Origin of the sequence: Nocardia sichangensis (assembly GCF_047200615.1) — a bacterium.
GTDB classification, from domain to species: domain Bacteria; phylum Actinomycetota; class Actinomycetes; order Mycobacteriales; family Mycobacteriaceae; genus Nocardia; species Nocardia sichangensis.
The window spans coordinates 191815-209779 of the sequence record NZ_JBJZOK010000013.1; the positions used below are offsets into that span (position 1 = coordinate 191815).

Here is a 17965-nt window from a genome sequence, read left to right on the forward strand (position 1 = left end):
GGCAGTGCTTGGCGAGGATCTGGAGTGGTTCACGACACTCGCCGAACTCGAACGGGTCGGCGCCGCCGCGGAGCGGTTGCACCTGGCGCAGCCGACGTTGTCGCGCATGCTGGCTCGCTTGGAGCGCAGGGTGGGAGTCGAACTGTTCGACCGGCACGGGAAGCGGATCGTCCTGAACGAATACGGTCGCATCTACTACGAGCACGCCCGCCGCGCGCAATCCGAGCTGGACGCGGCGGAACAGGTCCTCGCCGATCGGGCCAACCCGGCCGGGGGCGTCGTGCGGCTGTCGTTCCAGCACTCTTTCGGCGGCTCGCTGGTGCCGCAGCTGATCAGCGGCTTCCGGCGCATCTCCGGCCGGATCACGATCACGCTGTGGCAGGGAGCGGCAGCCGCGGTGACCGAGCGAGTGCTCGCGGGTGAAAGCGATCTGGGCATCGTCTCGCCGCGCCCGGCCGTCGCAGGCGTCGGCTGGCGCGCCGTGCTGCGACAGCCGCTGGTACTCGCGGTGCCGCCGGAACACCGGTTGGCCGGACGGCGGCAGGTCCGCCTCGCGGAGGTGGCCGACGCGGAGTTCGTCACCATGCACCACGGATTCGGGATGCGGCGCATCTTCGATGAACTGTGCGCCGCCGCGGACATCCGGCCGCGGATCGCGTTCGAGTCGAGCGATCTCGTCACGGTGGCCGGGCTGGTCTCGGCGGGGTTGGGGGTGGCGATCCTGCCGCGCGAAGATCCGCTGTCCGCGGGCCCGCTGTCCGGCCCGGTGACGGTCCCGCTCGCGGACGCGGGCGCCGCGCGCGCGGTCGGGCTGATCTGGCCCGCCGCTACCACACCACCCGACGCGGTGCGACGCTTTCGTGATTTCGCCGAGGATTGGGCGCGGCGACGTGGGGGAATCCCGTGAGGGGCCGGTTTTGCCCACGGCTTATTCACTGGGCGGTGTCGGTGGGGCGGGTTAAACTTTCTCCATACAGCAGCAGTCGAGACCGGAAAGCAGGCTATAGCCACTTTTGAGAACACAAGGCGAGATCGGCGACCCCACCACCCCAGCGGCAGGCATCGGCGCCGGCGACAACGGTTCGGGTCCCGCAGCGCGCACCGTGCGCTCGAGCATCGAACTCGCTCCTGAATCCGTGTTCCCCTTCCTCGGTTCGGCCGACCAGAATCTTCGCGAACTGGAGACGCTGCTCGACGCGGACATCCACGTCCGCGGGAATTCCGTGACCCTCACCGGCAAGGCGGCCGACGTCGCGCTCGCCGAGCGGGTCATCGAGCAGCTGGTCGCGCTGACCGGGCGCAACCGCGTGGTGACGCCCGAGGCGGTGCGGCACACCGTTTCGATGCTCACCGAGGGCTCCAGCGAGTCCCCCGCGGAGGTGCTCAGCCTGGACATCCTGTCCCGGCGGGGCAAGACCATCCGGCCCAAGACGCTGAACCAGAAGCGCTACGTCGACGCGATCGACGCGAACACCATCGTGTTCGGCATCGGTCCCGCCGGTACCGGCAAGACCTATCTGGCGATGGCCAAGGCGGTCCAGGCGCTGCAGACCAAGCAGGTCAACCGGATCATCCTCACCCGCCCCGCGGTCGAGGCGGGCGAGCGGCTCGGCTTCCTGCCCGGCACGCTGAACGAGAAGATCGACCCGTACCTGCGCCCGCTCTACGACGCACTGCACGACATGATGGACCCGGAGGCCATTCCCAAGCTGATGGCGGCCGGTGTCATCGAGGTCGCGCCGCTGGCCTACATGCGCGGACGCACGCTGAACGACTCCTTCATCATCCTCGACGAGGCGCAGAACACCACCGCCGAGCAGATGAAGATGTTCCTCACCCGCCTCGGGTTCGGCTCGAAGATCGTGGTGACCGGTGACGTGACGCAGGTCGATCTGCCGACCGGCGCCCGGTCCGGTCTGCGCGCCGCCAGCGAGATCCTCACCGAGATCGAGGACATCCACTTCGCGGAGCTGACCAGTAGCGACGTGGTTCGCCACCGGCTGGTCTCGGACATCGTCGACGCCTACGACCGCTTCGAGGCCCAGTCGCGCCCGCAGGTCGCCCCGCATTACGGCGGCAACCGAGCGCAGCGCCGCGCGGCGAGCCGGGCGGACCGGCGGTAACTCGTCTCGCCGGGCGGGGCTCCGCTCCGCCGACACGATCGACGGGATCGTAGGCTGTTCGGGTGAGTATCGAGATCGCCAACGAGTCGGGTATCGACGTGCCCGAAGAAGAGCTGGTCAGCGTCGCTCGGTTCGTGATCGCCCGGATGGACGTGCACCCCGCCGCGGAGCTGTCGATGGTGCTCGTCGATCTCGACACCATGGCCGACCTGCACATGCGCTGGATGGACCTACCCGGCCCGACCGACGTCATGTCCTTCCCCATGGACGAACTCGAGCCGGGCGGGCGGCCCGACAGCCCCGAACCAGGCCCATCCATGCTCGGCGACATCGTGCTGTGCCCGGAGTTCGCCGCCGGTCAGGCCCGTAAGGCGGGGCACTCCCTGGATCACGAACTCGCTCTGCTCACCGTGCACGGCGTGCTGCACCTGCTCGGCTACGACCACGCCGAGCCGGACGAGGAGAAGGAGATGTTCGCGTTGCAGGCCAGGCTGCTCGAGGAGTGGTACGAGAGCCTGCGGGAGGCGCAGCGGCGCGCCGAACTGGCCGAACGCGACGCGCGGTTGCTGGGTAAGGCGGGTTTCACCACACCGGGTGAGTCCCTGGGTCCCGCGTGAATGCCCTGACCCTCGTCCTGCTCGCGGTCCTGCTCATCTCCGTGGGTGGGGTCTTCGCCGGGGTCGATTCCGCCCTGAACACGATCTCGCCCGCCCGCGTCGAGGACTTGGTGCGAGCCGACCGGCCCGGCGCCGTGCGGCTGAGCCGGGTCGTCGACGACCGGGCCCGCTACGTGAATCTCATGGTGCTGCTTCGCATCCTGTGCGAGATCGGCGCGACGGTGCTGCTGGCAGCGGGACTGATGACGGTCTGGGGCAGGAACTGGGCGCTGCTGATCACCGCGCTGGTGATGGTGCTGGTGTCCTACGTGGTGATCGGTGTCGGCCCGCGCACGCTGGGCAGGCAGCACGCGTATTCCATCGCCCTGGCCGCGGCCCTGCCCCTGCAGTTCATCGGCGCGCTGCTCGGCCCGATCAGCAGGCTGCTGATCCTCATCGGTAACGCGATCACCCCCGGTAAGGGTTTTCGCAACGGGCCCTTCGCTTCCGAGATCGAGTTGCGCGAAGTGGTCGAGATGGCCGGTGAGCGCGGAGTGGTGGCCGACGACGAACGGCGGATGATCCAGTCGGTTTTCGAACTCGGCGACACAGCGGCGCGTGCGGTGATGGTGCCGCGCACGGAGATGGTCTGGATCGAAGCGGACAAGACCGCGGCGCAGGCGATGTCGCTGGCGGTGCGTTCCGGGCATTCGCGGATCCCGGTGGTCGGCGAGAACGTCGACGACATTCGCGGCGTGGTGTATCTGAAAGACCTCGTGCCGTTCGCCGAACGCAGCCGCAAGGTACGGGTGCGTGAGGTGATGCGTCCCGCGGTGTTCATGCCCGACTCCAAACCGCTGGACAGCCTGCTCGACGAGATGCAACGCAGGCGCAACCACATGGCGTTGCTGGTGGACGAGTACGGCGGCATCGCGGGTCTGGTGACCATCGAGGACGTGCTGGAGGAGATCGTCGGAGAGATCGCCGACGAGTACGACGTCGACGAGACCCCGCCCGTCGAGGATCTCGGCGACGGGCGCTACCGCGTGTCGGCCCGGCTGCCGGTGGAGGATCTCGGCGAGCTGTTCGGATTGGAGATCGAGGAGGAGGACGTCGACACCGTCGGCGGCCTGCTCGCGCACGAACTGGGCCGGGTGCCGCTGCCCGGTTCGAAGATCGAGGCGCACGGGTTGGTGCTGCGCGGTGAAGGCGGACCGGACGCGCGCGGCCGGATGCGGGTGAACACCGTGGTGGTACGCAAAGCGCGCGAGAAGGTCCCCGCGGGCAAGACCAACGGGGACAATCCCAATGGCAAGCGCAAGGCGAACGGATCGGAGCGGGATATCGCGGCCGATCGCGACGAGGACGGAGACACCGAATGACCGAACTGGACGCCGAGGACAACAAGCTGGTCGTGCTGGCCCGTGGTGCGCTCGGCCGCACCGGCGGGGCGAGTGGAGCCGCGATCCGCGATACCGACGGTCGCACCTACGCCGCGGGCGAGGTCACGCTGACCGCGTTGCGGTTGACGGCGCTGCAAGCCGCCGTGGCCGCGGCGTTGTCCAGCGGCGCGGAGGGCTTCGAGGCGGCCGTGGTGGTCGGCGGGCGGTTGTCCGACTTCGGTGTGACGGCGGTGCGGGAGGTTTCGGCGGAGGCGCGGATCATCTTCACCGATCGTGACGGCGCGGTGTTCGAGATCGTCGACGACTCCGCCGACGCGGCCGACGCGGTGAGCGCCGACTCCGGCGAGGTCCGCGGTGGCTGACGCGCGGGAGAAGGGCGAATTCCGTTCCGGGTTCGTCTGTTTCGTCGGTCGGCCGAACACCGGCAAGTCGACCTTGACCAACGCCCTGGTCGGCGCGAAGATCGCGATCACCTCGTCGCGCCCGCAGACCACCAGGCACACGATTCGCGGCATCGTGCACCGCGAGCACGCCCAGCTGATCCTGGTCGACACACCGGGCTTGCACCGCCCGCGCACCTTGCTCGGCCAGCGCCTCAACGACCTTGTGCGCGATACGTATTCGGAAGTCGACGTGATCGCGCTGTGCATCCCGGCCGACGAGAAGATCGGTCCGGGTGACCGCTGGATCGTGCAGCAGATCAAGCAGATGGCGCCGAAGACGACGCTGCTCGGCGTGGTCACCAAGATCGACAAGGTGAGCCGCGAGCAGATCGCCGAGCAATTGCTCGCCGTGGCCCAGTTGCTCGGCCCCGAGGCCGACGTGGTGCCGGTGTCGGCGGTCAAGGGTGAGCAGGTGGAAGTCCTCGTCGACGTCATCGCCTCGAAGATGCCGGAGGGCCCGGCTTTCTACCCCGACGGCGAGCTCACCGACGAGCCCGAGGAAACGTTGATGGCCGAGCTCATTCGCGAGGCCGCGCTCGAGGGTGTGCGCGACGAGTTGCCGCACTCGCTGGCCGTCGTCATCGAGGAGGTCCTGCCCTATGAGGAGCGCGAGGACATGCTCGACGTGCACGCCTTGCTCTACGTCGAGCGGCCCAGCCAGAAGGCCATTGTCATCGGCAAGGGCGGTTCCCGGCTGAAAGAGGTCGGCACCAACGCCCGCAAGCAGATCGAACACATCCTCGGCACCCGGATCTACTTGAATTTGCACGTGAAGGTGGCCAAGGACTGGCAGCGCGACCCGAAACAGCTGGGCAAACTGGGTTTCTGACCGGTTCGGGCGTCGCTGGGGCGTGCGTGGAAGTCTTGGAGGCGTCTTCGTTGGCGTGGGGCGTCCGGTCGGCTGCCGATGATTCCGTGTGATCCACCGATGTGTCGGCTGTACTCGAGGCGAGTGCCGTGTCAGTGGTCGTGTCAGAACGGCGTCAGCTCGGTATCAGCCGGGCTCGCGACAGTAGTCACATGAACAGCACAGCGATCGCGACTTCCACCACCACCCTCTCCGACCAGGACAAGAGCACGCTGCGGACCGCCGCGTACGGCGCGTTGTCGCTGATGGCCGCCACCGGCACGCCGCACGTGGCCGCGACGAACGGCTCCATCGCCCTGACGTCGGCGACCGGCCTGGTCGGGCACGTGCTCGCCGCGAAGTCCAAGGACATCCAGTTGAAGGGCAAGACCGTCGCCGAACTCGCCGACCAGGTACTGCCTGCCCTGACCTCGGCCGTGCACCTGCTCGAGCGGCACGATCCGGCCGAGGCCGACAACTTCCGCGGCACCGTCCGCATCGCCGTCGACGCAGCAGCCCAGCCGCACCACGGCGAGCCCGGCCCGGCCACGGCCGAGATGGCCCGCAAGATCATCGCGGCGCTCGATGCCGCCGGGGTGGCCGGTGCCGACAACGGAACGGTTGCCGCCGGGCCGGATCGCCCGCAACTCCAGAAGGCCCTCGATGAGATCGTCGCTTCTGGTTTCGCCGGAATCACGCTGCGCGTGCACGACGAGCGGGGCGAGTGGGTCGGCAGCGCCGGGGTGAGCAGGCTGGGCGAGACCGCGAAGCCGCCGACCGATGGGCACGTCCGGATCGGCAGCAATACAAAGACTTTCACCGCGACTCTGGTCCTGCAACTGGTGGCCGAGGGCAAGATCGGATTGGACGACCCGGCGGCCCACTACCTGACCGAGTTCGAACTCGATTCGCGGATCACGGTGCGGATGCTGTTGCAGCACACCAGCGGGGTGTTCAACTTCACCGGCGAGTACTACGAAGACGGGACCGTCGTGCCGGGGATCCCCGCCACCACCGCGGGCAAAGAGTGGGTGGACAACCGGTTCGAGACCTACCAGCCCGAAGAGCTGGTGCGGCTGGCGCTGTCCAAGCCCGCGCGGTTCGAACCAGGCACGGGCTGGAGTTATTCCAACACCAACTACGTGCTGGCCAGGTTGCTGATCGAGAAGGTCACCGGCCGCCCGGTCGCTCAGGAGATGCAGCGGCTGATCTTCGGGCCGCTCGGGCTGTCGGGCACCGTAGCCCCGACCACCCAGACCGAGCTCCCCGAGCCGCACGCCCACGCCTACTACCGATACGAGGACGCCGGGCGGGAGAAGACGGTCGACGTCACCAGCCAGAACCCCTCCTGGATCTCCAGCGGCGGTGACATGATCTCGACCACCCAGGACCTGCGAACTTTCATTTCCGCGCTGATGAGCGGCAAGCTGCTGCCTGCCGAGTTGCTGGCCGAGATGTGCGCACCGCACCCGACAGGCATCCCGAACATGGGCTACGGCCTCGGTGTATTCGTGCAGGACACCGGCCTGGGCGGCACGGTCGTCACCCACAACGGCGGCGCAGCGGGTCACGCGGCGCTGATGTACAGCACACCCGACGGCAAGAAGACCCTGACCGGCACCCTGAACTACGCGGACGACGCCGCCATGTCCCTGGCCGTGCCGTTCCAGCAGGCGACTCAGAGGCTCGTCGACGAGGTGTTCTGCGGCGGCCAGGCCGATCCGGCGCAGCCGACGGACTGAACTTCCCGCTGCGCATGCCGAAACGCCCGGACACGGACGCCGAGTTGTCGATGGTCCGGGTCACCACCACGGGGCGGGGCGGTGGCGGTGCCACTGGAGTTCGGATTCGAGTTGGGCGGCCAAGGAGATCAGGAGGGGTTCGGAGTTTGCTGTGCCCATCAGTTGGGCGCCTACGGGGAGGCCGGTGTCGGTGAAGCCTGCGGGGACGTTGATGCTGGGCCAGCCGAGGACGTTCCATGGCCAGGTGTAGGGGCAGGCCGCGGTGATGAGGTTGTTGGTGGCGTTGACGCCGATGCCGTCGATTTCCTCGGCGCGGGGCGGTGGGGTGGCGGTGGTCGGGGCAAGGACCACGTCGTAGTCGCGGAAGAAGTGGCCGATTCGCTTGTGCAGCAGCGGTTCCAGCTGCCGTGCCGCGTAGAGGGCGGGGCCGTCGAGCGCGCGTCCGATTCGGGCGTTGGCGGTGGTGCGCGGATCGACTTCCAGACCGGGCATGCGGTCGTACACCCGCCGGACCCCGGCGAGCGAACGCGGGAGGAAGGAAGCGCCGATCAGGATGCCGTAGTGCAGGTCCGCCACGGTCACGGTGTGTCCGAGCGCTCGCAGTGTGTCGGCGGTGCGGCGCACCGATCGCTCGACCTCGGGATCCAGCGCGGTCCTGGTCGCGGTGAAGGGGATACGCAGCGACAGGGCGATTCGCAGCTTTCCCGGATCCCGGCCGACGGCGTCCGACGCGGTGATCGGCTCCGGGGTGTGCAGATCTCCCTGGTGCGGACCGGCCGCCGCATCCAGCAGTAGCGCCGCGTCGGCGACGGTACGCGCCAGCGGACCGTTCACGGTGAGCCCGTAGAACGCTTCGGCTTCCGGCCAGGTGGAGATTCGTCCGCGCTGCGGCTTGATGCCGACCAGGTTCGTCCAGGCCGCAGGGATGCGGATCGAGCCCGCGCCGTCGGAACCCAGAGCGGCGGGGACCAATCCGGCGGCGACGGCAGCCGAAGCTCCGCCGGAGGACCCGCCCGGCGTCCTGCCGCGGTCCCACGGATTGCGGGTGTGCCCGAACCACGCGGCACTCGTGAACGGCCACTGTCCGAGTTCACAGGTGTTCGTCTTGCCGACGATCACCGCGCCCGCGGCACGCAGGCGCCGGACCGATTCCGCGTCCTCGGTCTTCGGTGCGAAGTCGCCGCCGCAGCCGAACGCGGTCGGCTCGCCCGCGACATCAGTGTCGTCCTTCACCGCGACGGGCACGCCCAGCAGCGGCAGTCGTTCTCCCGCGGCCAGCCGCCGGTCGGCGTCGGCGGCCTCCGCCAGGGCCCGCTCGCGGCGCACGATCCGGAAGGCATTGAGCGTGCCCTGCGCCGCGTCGATCCGGTCCAGTGCGCCGCCGACCGCCGCGGTCGAGGTGATCGCGCCGCTCGCGATCGCGGCCGCCAGTTCGGCCAGGCCCAGTTCCCGCGTGCCGGATACGTGGGCAGGATCGGACACCGTCATGTGAGCTCCGTCTCGTCGTGATCTACAGACGGTAGCGCCATATTGGTCAATCGTCCAGATCGTCGCAGGGGACGAGCTCGGCGGGCAGCAGTCGCCAGGCGTACCCGGTCGGGAACCGATCGAACAGCTGGCGTATCCAGTCGTGTCGGTTGCCGCCGTCCTTATCGACCTCGCCCGGTTTCGATCGCGCACCGAACGGCGACCTGTGCGATCGAACCTGCTTGCTCGGCTGGGTCTTCCAGATGACCCACCACAGGGGACGCGGAATCGATCCGGCGCCTGCGTGCCGCCGCGGAGAAGATCGGCGGCAGCGGGCCTGTGCTCTGGCCGAGAAGGTCCGAGTACTCATGTCACGGAATGTGCTTGCACTCACCGTAGGGCACGCCCTGGGTGAGGTCCGGCCGGCCGAACATCCGGCCGACCAGAGCGTTGAACGCCGCCACCGACAGCCGGTCCATGTCGTTGCAAAGGAAGTCGTTCTTGGTGCCCGAGACATTCTTGGACTTCAGGGATTTCGCCCACTTCTGCGGCGTTCCCCCGCACCCGACATGCACCTGGTAGTCGCCGCCCTTGTCGAGCTCGAAGGAGTAGTCGACCTTGGAGTGGCCGCCGAGCCGGACCGGAAGCTTGGTCCGCGCCCATCCCGATTTCGACGTCTTGGCCTGAACCCAGACTCCTACCGGCGACGCGCTGTTGATGCAGCCGATCGTGCCGCTCACGGTGGTGGACGCCGATGCGCTCGGCAGTCCGAGGGCGAGGAACGCCGTGGAAGCGGAGACGAGAACGGCTACGCGGAGGGTCTTGCGCATCATTCGAACCTTTCGATGGGGGGAACGGCGGACTCCGATCGCGCGGAGCGCGCCGCGACGACGACTTGTTCCGGCCGCAGCAGGCGTTCACCCATGAGGTATCCGTGCCGGACTACCTGCAGCACCGTGCCCGGTGATCTGCCGGAAGCCTCGGCGACGGCGACGGCTTCGTGAACCTCGGGATCGAAGTCGGCCGTGGCGGGCACGCGCCGGACGCCACGACGTTCGAGCAGTTCGTGCAGTTCGCCGACGATGCTGCCGAGCACGGCGTCGTCGTCGTTCAGTGCCGTCACGCGATCGACGAGTCTGAGCAGCTCGCGAAACAGCGGGGCCAGGAGTTGTTCGGCGAGCCCGCCGCGCGCGAGTGCGAGCTGCTCGTGCAGGTCGTCCAACGCCCGATTCTTCGCCTTGTCCTCCAGCAGCCTGCGCTGGAAGAGATCACGCAATTGCGCGATCTCCCCGGCCAGCGCGGTCAGCGGATCACCCGCGTCCGGAGCCGCACTCATATGCCGCGCTTGGCGATGTCGTATCGCTTCGAGTTGTGCTTCCAGACCGGCATCCGGTGGGTCAGCGTGTAGCCGGCGATGACGCCCGCGACGATCAGCAGGCCGATGCCCTTCGCCGGAATCAGCGCCAGGCCGATCACCAGGGCCACCGCCCACGCGCCCGCACCGCTGTGGAACCACTTGGCCACGGCGGCCCGCTCGGCGAGTTCGATGTTCTCCTGCAGCGAGGCGCGCAGCGGCGCGTCGTCGAACCGGAGTTTCAACGCGCGGCCGGACATTTCGTGCGTGACGGCGATCTGGGCTTCGGAGGTGATGCAGTACGCCCCGCTGCGGAGCTCCGACCACATCCCCAGGTTGACCTGCTCCAGCGCGAGCGCGAGGTAGTACTGGAAGATCTGCTCGTTCGGATGGTGCCGGACCACGTCCTCCATCAGTTCCAGCGCCTTGTCGTTCTTGTGCTGCTGAAGGTAGACGTTGGCGATGGCGGTGCGGTACAGCGGCTCGCCGGGCGCGAGACGCAGCGCCGTCTCGTATTCGCCGAGCGCTTCGTTCAGCGCCCCGGTGGCGAGAAACGCTTCGGCGTAGTCGAAGTGGTATTCCGGGCTGTCGGGCTTGAGGCTGATGGCCTCCCGGAATTCGAAGCCGGCGTCCTTGTAGTTGCCCATGACGAACGACGAGTTCGCCCGCACCGCCCACGCTTCGTGGTTCGCGCCGTTGACCGAGATCGCCTCGCGGGCGCAGTAGTACGCGGACGGAGCGTTGCCGCGCTCGAAATACTCGCGTGCGAGACTCAGCCAGTCCCGGCCGCCCTGCACCACGGGCGCGGGCTGATTACTCGCCGGACGATACTGCCTGGCCTGCTGGTCGAATTGCCGCCGCTGGTTCGGGTCGAGCAGCACGCGCTCGGCCTGACCGAGGTGCCGTACCCGAGCTTCGGCCTGCGCGCGTTTGACGGGATCCGACTGGCCCGCGCGCTTGTTCCACATTCTGCGCTGCTCGCGGATGGCCGTCTTGATGGCATCCGGGTCGGCGGTCTCGGCGAGGCCGAGGATTTCGTAGTAGTTGACGAATTCTTCGGTTGTCGTGGTCATGCTTCAATTCACCTCGAGGTCTTCGTTCTTCGTGCGTGCGACGCGGATTTCGCCCTCGCTGAGGTTGGCGACGTTGTCGACCTCGAACGTGCCGAGCGATTTGTCCGCGGTGAGGTCGGTGATCTCGACCTGAATGGTCTGGTCTATGTCGTAGTGGAATGTGATCTGGACCGGAGCATTCGCCGGATAGGGCGGAATGGCGAAGAGCTGCCCGCCGTCGGGCCACTTTCCTTCGGTGACGAACCGGACGTAGTCGAGATCCTCGTCGTCGCCCTGCGTGACGCAGATCCGCAGTTCGGTCTGGCCGTCGGCGACGGTGCCGAACACTTTGCTCGCCTTGGCTGGGATCTTGGTGTTGCGGGGGATCACGATGTTGTTCTTCGGTTCCCGGTTGTCGTTCAGGGCGACCGTGCCCAGCGCCTGCGAGGTGACGTCGAGGATGACCGGCTTCGGCGCCGTGCTCGAGGACGTCTCCGCTTCGGCGCGGATCGCAGCGCCGAGCGCCACGAGTTCGTCGGGGTTGCCCGCCCGCAACGGCGGCTTGCCGGTCAGTTCCTCCAGCATCGCCGCCACCATGGGCATGCGCGTGGAGCCGCCGACGAGCAAGACGTGATCGAGGTCGGCGAAGCTCAGGCCCAATTCCTCCACGAGGGAATGGGTCAGGTCGCGCGACTGGTTCAGCAGGTCGCTGGTGAGGTCCTCGAACGTTTCCCGCGTGACGGTGAGCGTGTGTGTGACGCCGTTGTGGCTGAGCACGACTCGCGTGGATCCGGCGGAGCTCAGGGTGCGTTTGGCGAGTTCTGCTTTCTCGCGCAGATCGGCTTGGGTCTCGAACGCGTCGTCGAGATCGCCGCCGCCTCGAGCCATGTACTCCTCGTTGAGGTGTCGCATGAGCCGGTTGTCCCATTCGAAGCCGCCCAGTTCGTGCAGCCCATCGGTGCCGAGCACGTCGAACACGCCGTCGCGGATCCGCATCACGGTGACGTCGAACGTGCCGCCGCCCAGGTCGTACACCATGACGGTGCCGCTGCGGCCGAGGTCGAGCCCGAAGGCCAACCCGGCCGCGGTCGGCTCGTTCACCACGCGCAGCACGTTGAGTCCGGCGATCGTTCCCGCGTCCCTGGTCGCCCGGCGGCGCGCGTCGTCGAAGAACGCCGGGACCGTGATCACCGCGTCGGTGACCTGCCCCTGCCCCAGGATCAATTCGGCGTCGTCTTTCAGCCGTTTGAGAATCAGCGCCGAGACTTCCTCGGCCGAATAGGCGCGATCATCGGTGGTGACGAATCGCCAGTCCGGATTGCCCATCTGCCGCTTGACGAACTGCACGACATCCAGCGGCGCGGTCGCCGCGGACCGTTTGGCCATCGAGCCGACGAGCACGCTGTCGGAGTCGAAGAAGACCACCGAAGGCGTGATCCGCTCGCCGTCCCGGTTGACCAGGATCTCCGGTTTCCCGCCCGCGCCGACGACGGCGACCGCTGAATACGTGGTACCGAGATCGATACCGACGGTGTGTGCCACTGATTGCCCTCCCGATGCATCTGGTGACGATGCACGCGAATTGATACTGCGAAAATTCGAGACCGGAACGATTTTCCCCGCGGTCTCGTCGGATAAGCCGCACGACGGGCGCCGGACGGTCGGCGAGAACGATCAGGGATTCGGTGCCTTCCATTCGTATTTGCACATCTGGCACTGGTATTTCTGCCACCCCTGACGATCCTTCTCGCCGATATCCATTCCGGTCTTCTTGCTGCACTGTGGACACACTTCGGCCATTGCTGGTCCTTCCGGTAGGGGGGAACGGTGCGACAGGCTCGGGTGGCGCACCGGATTGAAAGCATATAAGTCGCCGTGGGTGATTGATCAACGAACTTCGCGGTGATTTCCGACCCGTATTCCGGCCGGTGGGCCGATTTTTGCCGCTTCCGATGGGTGTCGCTGGAATATTGCTCGAACACTCGTTTTCCAGCAAGATCTTGCAGTACCCGAGTCGTCCGCCGAGGAATCGAAAAGCGATGAGGTCATCGACACGTCGGCGATCGGTAGTCTTCGAGCGCCGGATCGCCGGCTGCGGCACTCGTCAACCGGCCGGGCGAGCAAGATCTTGCTGTGCGATACGCATTACGAAACCTACCGGTTCGATAGACATTTGGAGTCTTGCCGACGAGTGTCGGCAGCGATGAAGATCGCGCTATGGAACCGAACTTACGAGTGCTTGTCGCCTCGCCGTTGGGCGGAATCATCGCCCCTGTGCTGTCGCAGTACTTTCCGGCGTCGACCGTCGCGGTCGCCTCCGACGTCGACGAGGTGCGCGGTCGAATCGTGGGACGTTTCCGGTTCGATGTGGTCATCTCGGATCTGATCTGGAACAAACCCGAAATGGAGTACCGGTTCGACGGTTTGGATGTTCTGGACTTGCTCCGGGAAACCAAACGGCAGAGCGAGGTCCTGCTCGCGGCTCAAGGGCACAGCATGGAGAGCGATCATCTCGACGAGGCGCGGCTGCGCGCGGACGAGATCGCCGAGTTCTACGACAAGTCCTCCGGCGTGCCCGCGCTGCTGGATGCCATTCAGCGCGCCGCGACCGGCCGCAGCGACCAGGTCGCGCCGCCGCCGCAAGGGCCGCCCGCGTTGTGCGCGCTGTTCACCGAACAGCGTGGCGAGACGGCGGGCCGGCTGGCGGGTGCGATCGCGGCCAAGTCGGCGTGGGACTACAACTCTCTCGCCCAGGTCGCTCGTGTCGGTCTCAACACCGCAAACAAGGCGACCAATACTTATATCGGCCCGATCATCCTCGCTCGGAAGGAGTTGCCGGAGGGCACGCCGTTGACCCAGGGCGCGGTATTTCGCTGGTGCGGCGAGCACGCGCACTACCTCATCAGCTGGTGCCGCCGAAATGGGCACGCCGATGTCCTCGGTCCGCGATTCACCTGACGGCACAGCCCGCTTTCGGCACTCCCGGTCCGGCATCAGCGCCCTGCCCGTTCCGCTCGGTGGCGCGACGGCGGCATCCGCCGCAGGGAACGACGTCGACGGCGTCGGCTCGATGACGTCTCCGAGCGGTGCGACGACGAGAAGTCGCATGAATCGGTTCCCCTCTCATGGTCCCCTGGGTGGAGAGTTCTCTGTCGCGTCGGCGGTGCTGGAACAGGAATCAAGTATGGACCTCGGAGAGACGGTCGCGGGGGGATCATCGATGTGGGATCTGGCACTCCGAAAAGCTCACCTGGTACGTAATAGCTTGGTCGACAGTCTTTTTCACCGATGCTTGCCTCGGTACCGTCCTAGCTCGCAATATCTTGCTCGCAGGATCCGTGCAACCGAGCGCCTTCTGCTGCGCAACGCACTCCACAGGGACCGCGACGGACTGGCCGCCGCGGTCACGCTCGCGGAAGCCTTGGCCGGTCTGGCCGGGCGGTTGATCGCCTGCGGCAGCGGATTGTCGTCGGGCCGGTACCGAGTAGATCTCGAGACGCTGTTGCCGGGTGCCGTCTTGACGCCTCCCATCGGCAAGGTCTTGCTGGCACGTATCCATATCGAGCCGAATGGAACCCGGGTGCCGTGACAGCCGGTCAGACCTGGTACGGCACCCGGATTGTGATCGGCTCGGCGGCGGGCGAATGCTTGGCTGGCGAGGTGCGATGCGCCGAGTGCCAGCATTCCAACCGGGACGACTACGCGTTCTGCCGCAGATGTGGCGTGCGTTCACGCCGAAGGTACGACGCGGTGGCAGCGGAGGCGGTGGAGGAATTGCGGTCTTCCCTGGGCGATCTGCTCGACCGGATCAGCCGGTGTGACATCGATCTGGCGCAACGGCAGTTGGTCGAGGAGACGACTCGGCGGGCGGCGGCCGAGGCGGCGAAGGAGCGACCGAATCGGATCGTGCTCACGGGGGTGCTCTACGCGGTCGGGGAGTCGGTGGCGGGCGTCGCCTCTCTGGCGACCGCGGTGACGGCGTCGAAGGACGCGGTCAAGGCGGTGTTCAGCTGATCCGCCGCGCACTGCGGGTCTAGACATACATACGGTATGTATGTAACAGTGGTCGGGAACCGAGACCACTGGGAGGACCCATGGCAACCAGCACAGCACTAGGCCGCACCCACGATGTGGACCTGCCCGGCGGCCGTATCCGCTACCACGAGACGGGTGCGGGCGCCCCTGTCGTCTTCGTGCACGGCTTGCTCGTCAACGCGGACCTCTGGCGCAAGGTGGTGCCCGCTGTCGCGGCGGCCGGGTACCGCTGCCTGACGCCGGACTGGCCGCTCGGCTCGCACGAGATCCCGGTGCCGGACGCGGAACTGACTCCGGCCGGTGTCGCCGATCTCATCGCCGCGTTCCTCGAACGCCTCGACCTCACCGACGTCACCTTGGTCGCCAACGACACCGGCGGAGCGATCACGCAGGTGTTGCTGACCCGCGACCGCTCCCGCGTCGGCCGGGTGGTGCTCGCCTCGGTGGACAGCTACGAGGGCTTCCTGCCGCAGCCGTTCACCACGCTGCCGCTGCTGGCCAGGATTCCCGGCTCGCTGCGCCCGCTGACCGAGTTGCTGCGCATCCGCGCGCTGCACCGGCTGCCGGTGGCCTTCGGCTGGGTCACCAAACGGCCGGTCCCGCCGGAGATCGTCGACTCCTACCTGCTGCCGAGCCGCGACTCCGCCGCGATCCGGAAAGATCTGCGGCGCTTCCTGAAATCGGCGCATCGCCGATACACCCTGGAAGCCGCCCGTCACTTCGCCGAAGTCGACATTCCGGTACTGCTGGCCTGGGCGCGGGAGGATCGGTTGTTCCCCGTGTCGTTCGCCGAACGCCTGGCTCGCGACCTGCCGGACGCGACGCTGAAGCTCATCGACGACTCCTACACCTTCCTGCCGGAAGATCAGCCCGAGTTGCTCGCCGAATCGATTCTGGAGTTCACTCGGCTGCATGCCACGCCGTAGCCAGGAAGACCGCTCCCGAGCGACCAGAGCCGCGCTCGAACAGGCGGGACGCCGCCTGTTCACCGAGCGCGGCTTCGCGGGCACCTCCGCCGAGGAGTTGGTCACCGAGGCCGGCGTCACCCGGGGCGCGCTGCACCACCACTACGGCGACAAGCGCGGACTGTTCCTCGCGGTGCTGGAGCAGATCGAGGCGGAGATCACCGAGGAGATCGAAAATGCCATCGCCGCAGTAGATTCCGACGATGTGATGGCCGGGATGGCGGCGGGTCTCGCGCTGTTCCTCGAGATCTGCCAGCGCCCGGCGATGCTGCGCATCGCCCTCACCGACGCCCCCGCCGTGCTCGGCTGGCAGGCCTGGCGCGAATTCGAATCCGCCCACGGCCTAGGCCTGATCACCGCGCAACTCGAACGTGCCCGCGCCGCCGGGTTGATCGCCGACGCCCCCGTTCCCGTGCTGGCCCAGCTCGTCGTCAGCGTGGTCAGCGAGGCGTCCCTGATCGTCGCGCACGCCGAAGACCCCGACCTCGCCCGCGCCCAGACCCAGCAATCGGTGCTGCTGCTGATCTCGGGGCTGCTGCGAGCCGCCGGGTGAACGCGGCCGATAGCGAGGTACCGCGGGTCCGCGGGGGAGCGATGTCGCCTCGCTGGAAATCCGCGCGCAGGTCGTAACCGCCTGCCCCGTTCTGGCCAACCGGGGTCTTATCCTGCGCATGTGACAGAGCAACCAGCGCGCTCGGCGCATCGGTTCCGACGGCGTGCGACGCCGCTGGCGGTGTGGGTAGTGCTGGCGGCGTGCGGTGCCGCGACCAGGCCGTTCAGCTGGCAGGCAACCGCGATGGTGGCGGTGGCGGCACTCGCGGGGATGGTGCTGGCCTTCCGCGTGCGAATCGAGCGACCCCCGTCCACTGCCCGGCTCAGGCGCGGCACAGCCGTGTGGTCGGCACTGCTGGTCGCGGCGTCGGCATGGGAGGTCTACGCCCTTCTGCGGCAGCCCGCCCTGAACCGGCCGAGCCACGAACACCCGACACTGTCCACGCTGCTGGACCCGGCGCTCGAACAATGGCCGCTGCGATTCGCCGGATGGCTGTTGTGGCTCGCAGCCGGATGGTGGCTGGTCTCCGGATGAGCGATCGAACCACCGTCCTCCTCGGATTCGCCCTGCTCCTGACGGCCGCGCTCGCCGCAGTAGTGATCACGCGCCTGCGCCGGGACCTGATCGCAACGCTGGGAGAGACGATCGCCTACCTGACCGGCACCCGGGCGACGAGAATCGCCGCAGTACTCGTGTGGGCATGGCTCGGCTGGCACTTCCTGGCCCGGTGACGGCCGGTCCATGCGCCGAATCGTTCACGCGTGACCACAGCGGGCCCAGTCGCGATGCCGGGTGAAGTCAGCGCCTATTGCGCCGCCGCGACTCGGCGCGCCGAAGAGTGACCGCCTCGAAGCGACGGAGGAGCAAGTGGCCGCCGCACGAGCGATGCAGGCGGCGAACACACCGGGTTGATGCGTTGTCAAACCGACACCGGTGCCCGCTTCTCCGCGCCGTCGTTTCGCCGCCCGGCTCGCGTGTGCGCGGCCGCCGCGTACGCGACGAACGGCCAAGCGGGCGCATTCGGGCCGAGCCGACAGCCAGCCGTTACAACCCGCGTGCATCGGGTAGTGAGCTTCGATACGACGCGTCCAGCGCACCCCGACCACGTCTTTCGAGCGAAGCGAGACCGAGCCTGTTCCGTTCGCGGCTCGGCTCGCGTTGGCGGGGCCGCTGTGTGGACGACGGTGTAGTAGCCGACATTCGGCCACTACACCCTGCGTGCATCGGGTAGTGAGCTTCGATACGACGCGTCCAGCGCACCCCGACCACGTCTTTCGAGCGAAGCGAGACCGAGCCTGTTCCGTTAGCGGCCCGGGGGGGGGGGGGGGGGCCCCCCCCGCCCCCCCCCCCCCCCCACCCGGCCCCGGGCCACACCCCGCCAGAAA

20 protein-coding genes are annotated in these 17965 nt (G+C 67.6%); 14 read left to right on the top strand and 6 right to left on the bottom strand.

All coding sequences use genetic code 11. From position 1 onward, the window contains the following. Nucleotides 1-4: 4 nt before the first annotated feature. The 7 genes from ACL03I_RS20095 to ACL03I_RS20125 all read left to right on the top strand — a co-directional run bounded on the left by ACL03I_RS20095 (nucleotide 5) and on the right by ACL03I_RS20125 (nucleotide 7154). Entirely contained in the window at nucleotides 5-907 is a 903-nt protein-coding gene (locus ACL03I_RS20095; protein ID WP_355072441.1) for a LysR family transcriptional regulator, read from the top strand. Nucleotides 908-1061: 154 nt separating this feature from the next. Continuing rightward, on the top strand, nucleotides 1062-2123 hold the full coding sequence (locus ACL03I_RS20100; RefSeq protein WP_195077925.1) for a PhoH family protein: 1062 nt from the start codon (nucleotides 1062-1064) through the stop codon (nucleotides 2121-2123). Between the two features lie 62 nt (nucleotides 2124-2185). After that, nucleotides 2186-2740, top strand: a complete 555-nt coding sequence (gene ybeY, locus ACL03I_RS20105) for an rRNA maturation RNase YbeY (protein ID WP_195077616.1) — start codon at nucleotides 2186-2188, stop codon at nucleotides 2738-2740. Continuing rightward, entirely contained in the window at nucleotides 2737-4101 is a 1365-nt protein-coding gene (locus ACL03I_RS20110; RefSeq protein ID WP_355072443.1) for a hemolysin family protein, read from the top strand. Before ybeY ends, ACL03I_RS20110 begins: the two co-directional genes overlap by 4 nt. After that, a complete protein-coding gene (locus tag ACL03I_RS20115; RefSeq protein WP_379254736.1) occupies nucleotides 4098-4484 on the top strand; it encodes a cytidine deaminase in 387 nt (128 codons plus the stop codon). Before ACL03I_RS20110 ends, ACL03I_RS20115 begins: the two co-directional genes overlap by 4 nt. After that, on the top strand, nucleotides 4477-5394 hold the full coding sequence (era, locus tag ACL03I_RS20120) for a GTPase Era (protein ID WP_355072447.1): 918 nt from the start codon (nucleotides 4477-4479) through the stop codon (nucleotides 5392-5394). Before ACL03I_RS20115 ends, era begins: the two co-directional genes overlap by 8 nt. 191 nt (nucleotides 5395-5585) lie before the next feature. After that, nucleotides 5586-7154, top strand: a complete 1569-nt coding sequence (locus ACL03I_RS20125) for a serine hydrolase domain-containing protein (protein ID WP_412806670.1) — start codon at nucleotides 5586-5588, stop codon at nucleotides 7152-7154. Between the two features lie 60 nt (nucleotides 7155-7214). On the opposite strand, the gene ACL03I_RS20130 is transcribed toward ACL03I_RS20125, so the two are convergent. The 6 genes from ACL03I_RS20130 to ACL03I_RS20155 are packed head-to-tail and all read right to left on the bottom strand — an operon-like array spanning nucleotide 7215 to nucleotide 12569. Beyond that, nucleotides 7215-8642: an amidase gene (locus tag ACL03I_RS20130; RefSeq protein ID WP_355072450.1), complete on the bottom strand. Its 1428-nt coding sequence runs from the start codon at nucleotides 8640-8642 to the stop codon at nucleotides 7215-7217. Nucleotides 8643-8688: 46 nt separating this feature from the next. Then, on the bottom strand, nucleotides 8689-8991 hold the full coding sequence (locus ACL03I_RS20135) for a hypothetical protein (RefSeq protein WP_412806671.1): 303 nt from the start codon (nucleotides 8989-8991) through the stop codon (nucleotides 8689-8691). 1 nt (nucleotide 8992) lies between these two features. Continuing rightward, entirely contained in the window at nucleotides 8993-9451 is a 459-nt protein-coding gene (locus tag ACL03I_RS20140; protein ID WP_355072453.1) for a hypothetical protein, read from the bottom strand. After that, complete coding sequence (locus tag ACL03I_RS20145; protein ID WP_412806672.1) at nucleotides 9451-9957, bottom strand: nucleotide exchange factor GrpE; 507 nt, start codon at nucleotides 9955-9957, stop codon at nucleotides 9451-9453. The genes ACL03I_RS20140 and ACL03I_RS20145 overlap by 1 nt, the downstream gene beginning before the upstream one ends. Next, nucleotides 9954-11048 carry a tetratricopeptide repeat protein gene (locus ACL03I_RS20150; RefSeq protein WP_356966357.1) on the bottom strand — a complete coding sequence of 365 codons (1095 nt, stop codon included), beginning with the start codon at nucleotides 11046-11048 and terminating at the stop codon, nucleotides 9954-9956. Before ACL03I_RS20150 ends, ACL03I_RS20145 begins: the two co-directional genes overlap by 4 nt. A gap of 3 nt (nucleotides 11049-11051) precedes the next feature. After that, a complete protein-coding gene (locus ACL03I_RS20155) occupies nucleotides 11052-12569 on the bottom strand; it encodes an Hsp70 family protein (RefSeq protein WP_397277361.1) in 1518 nt (505 codons plus the stop codon). A 675-nt stretch (nucleotides 12570-13244) separates the two neighbouring features. Between ACL03I_RS20155 and ACL03I_RS20160 the strand changes: the two genes are divergently transcribed. The 7 genes from ACL03I_RS20160 to ACL03I_RS20190 all read left to right on the top strand — a co-directional run bounded on the left by ACL03I_RS20160 (nucleotide 13245) and on the right by ACL03I_RS20190 (nucleotide 17311). Then, nucleotides 13245-13985, top strand: a complete 741-nt coding sequence (locus tag ACL03I_RS20160) for an MSMEG_1198 family transcriptional regulator (RefSeq protein ID WP_356966353.1) — start codon at nucleotides 13245-13247, stop codon at nucleotides 13983-13985. A gap of 226 nt (nucleotides 13986-14211) precedes the next feature. Beyond that, the gene (locus tag ACL03I_RS20165; protein WP_355072462.1) at nucleotides 14212-14616 is read left to right on the top strand and encodes a hypothetical protein; all 405 of its coding nucleotides are present in this window, start codon (nucleotides 14212-14214) and stop codon (nucleotides 14614-14616) included. 161 nt (nucleotides 14617-14777) lie between these two features. Further along, nucleotides 14778-15041: a hypothetical protein gene (locus tag ACL03I_RS20170; RefSeq protein ID WP_412806673.1), complete on the top strand. Its 264-nt coding sequence runs from the start codon at nucleotides 14778-14780 to the stop codon at nucleotides 15039-15041. An 80-nt stretch (nucleotides 15042-15121) separates the two neighbouring features. Continuing rightward, nucleotides 15122-15988 (top strand): alpha/beta fold hydrolase, encoded by an 867-nt coding sequence (locus ACL03I_RS20175; RefSeq protein WP_355072466.1) that lies wholly within the window; start codon nucleotides 15122-15124, stop codon nucleotides 15986-15988. Beyond that, nucleotides 15975-16580, top strand: a complete 606-nt coding sequence (locus ACL03I_RS20180) for a TetR/AcrR family transcriptional regulator (RefSeq protein WP_412806674.1) — start codon at nucleotides 15975-15977, stop codon at nucleotides 16578-16580. The genes ACL03I_RS20175 and ACL03I_RS20180 overlap by 14 nt, the downstream gene beginning before the upstream one ends. Nucleotides 16581-16700: 120 nt before the next feature. Then, entirely contained in the window at nucleotides 16701-17114 is a 414-nt protein-coding gene (locus ACL03I_RS20185; RefSeq protein WP_355072470.1) for a hypothetical protein, read from the top strand. Next, complete coding sequence (locus ACL03I_RS20190) at nucleotides 17111-17311, top strand: DUF6186 family protein (RefSeq protein ID WP_355072472.1); 201 nt, start codon at nucleotides 17111-17113, stop codon at nucleotides 17309-17311. The genes ACL03I_RS20185 and ACL03I_RS20190 overlap by 4 nt, the downstream gene beginning before the upstream one ends. The last annotated feature ends 654 nt before the right edge of the window (nucleotides 17312-17965 follow it).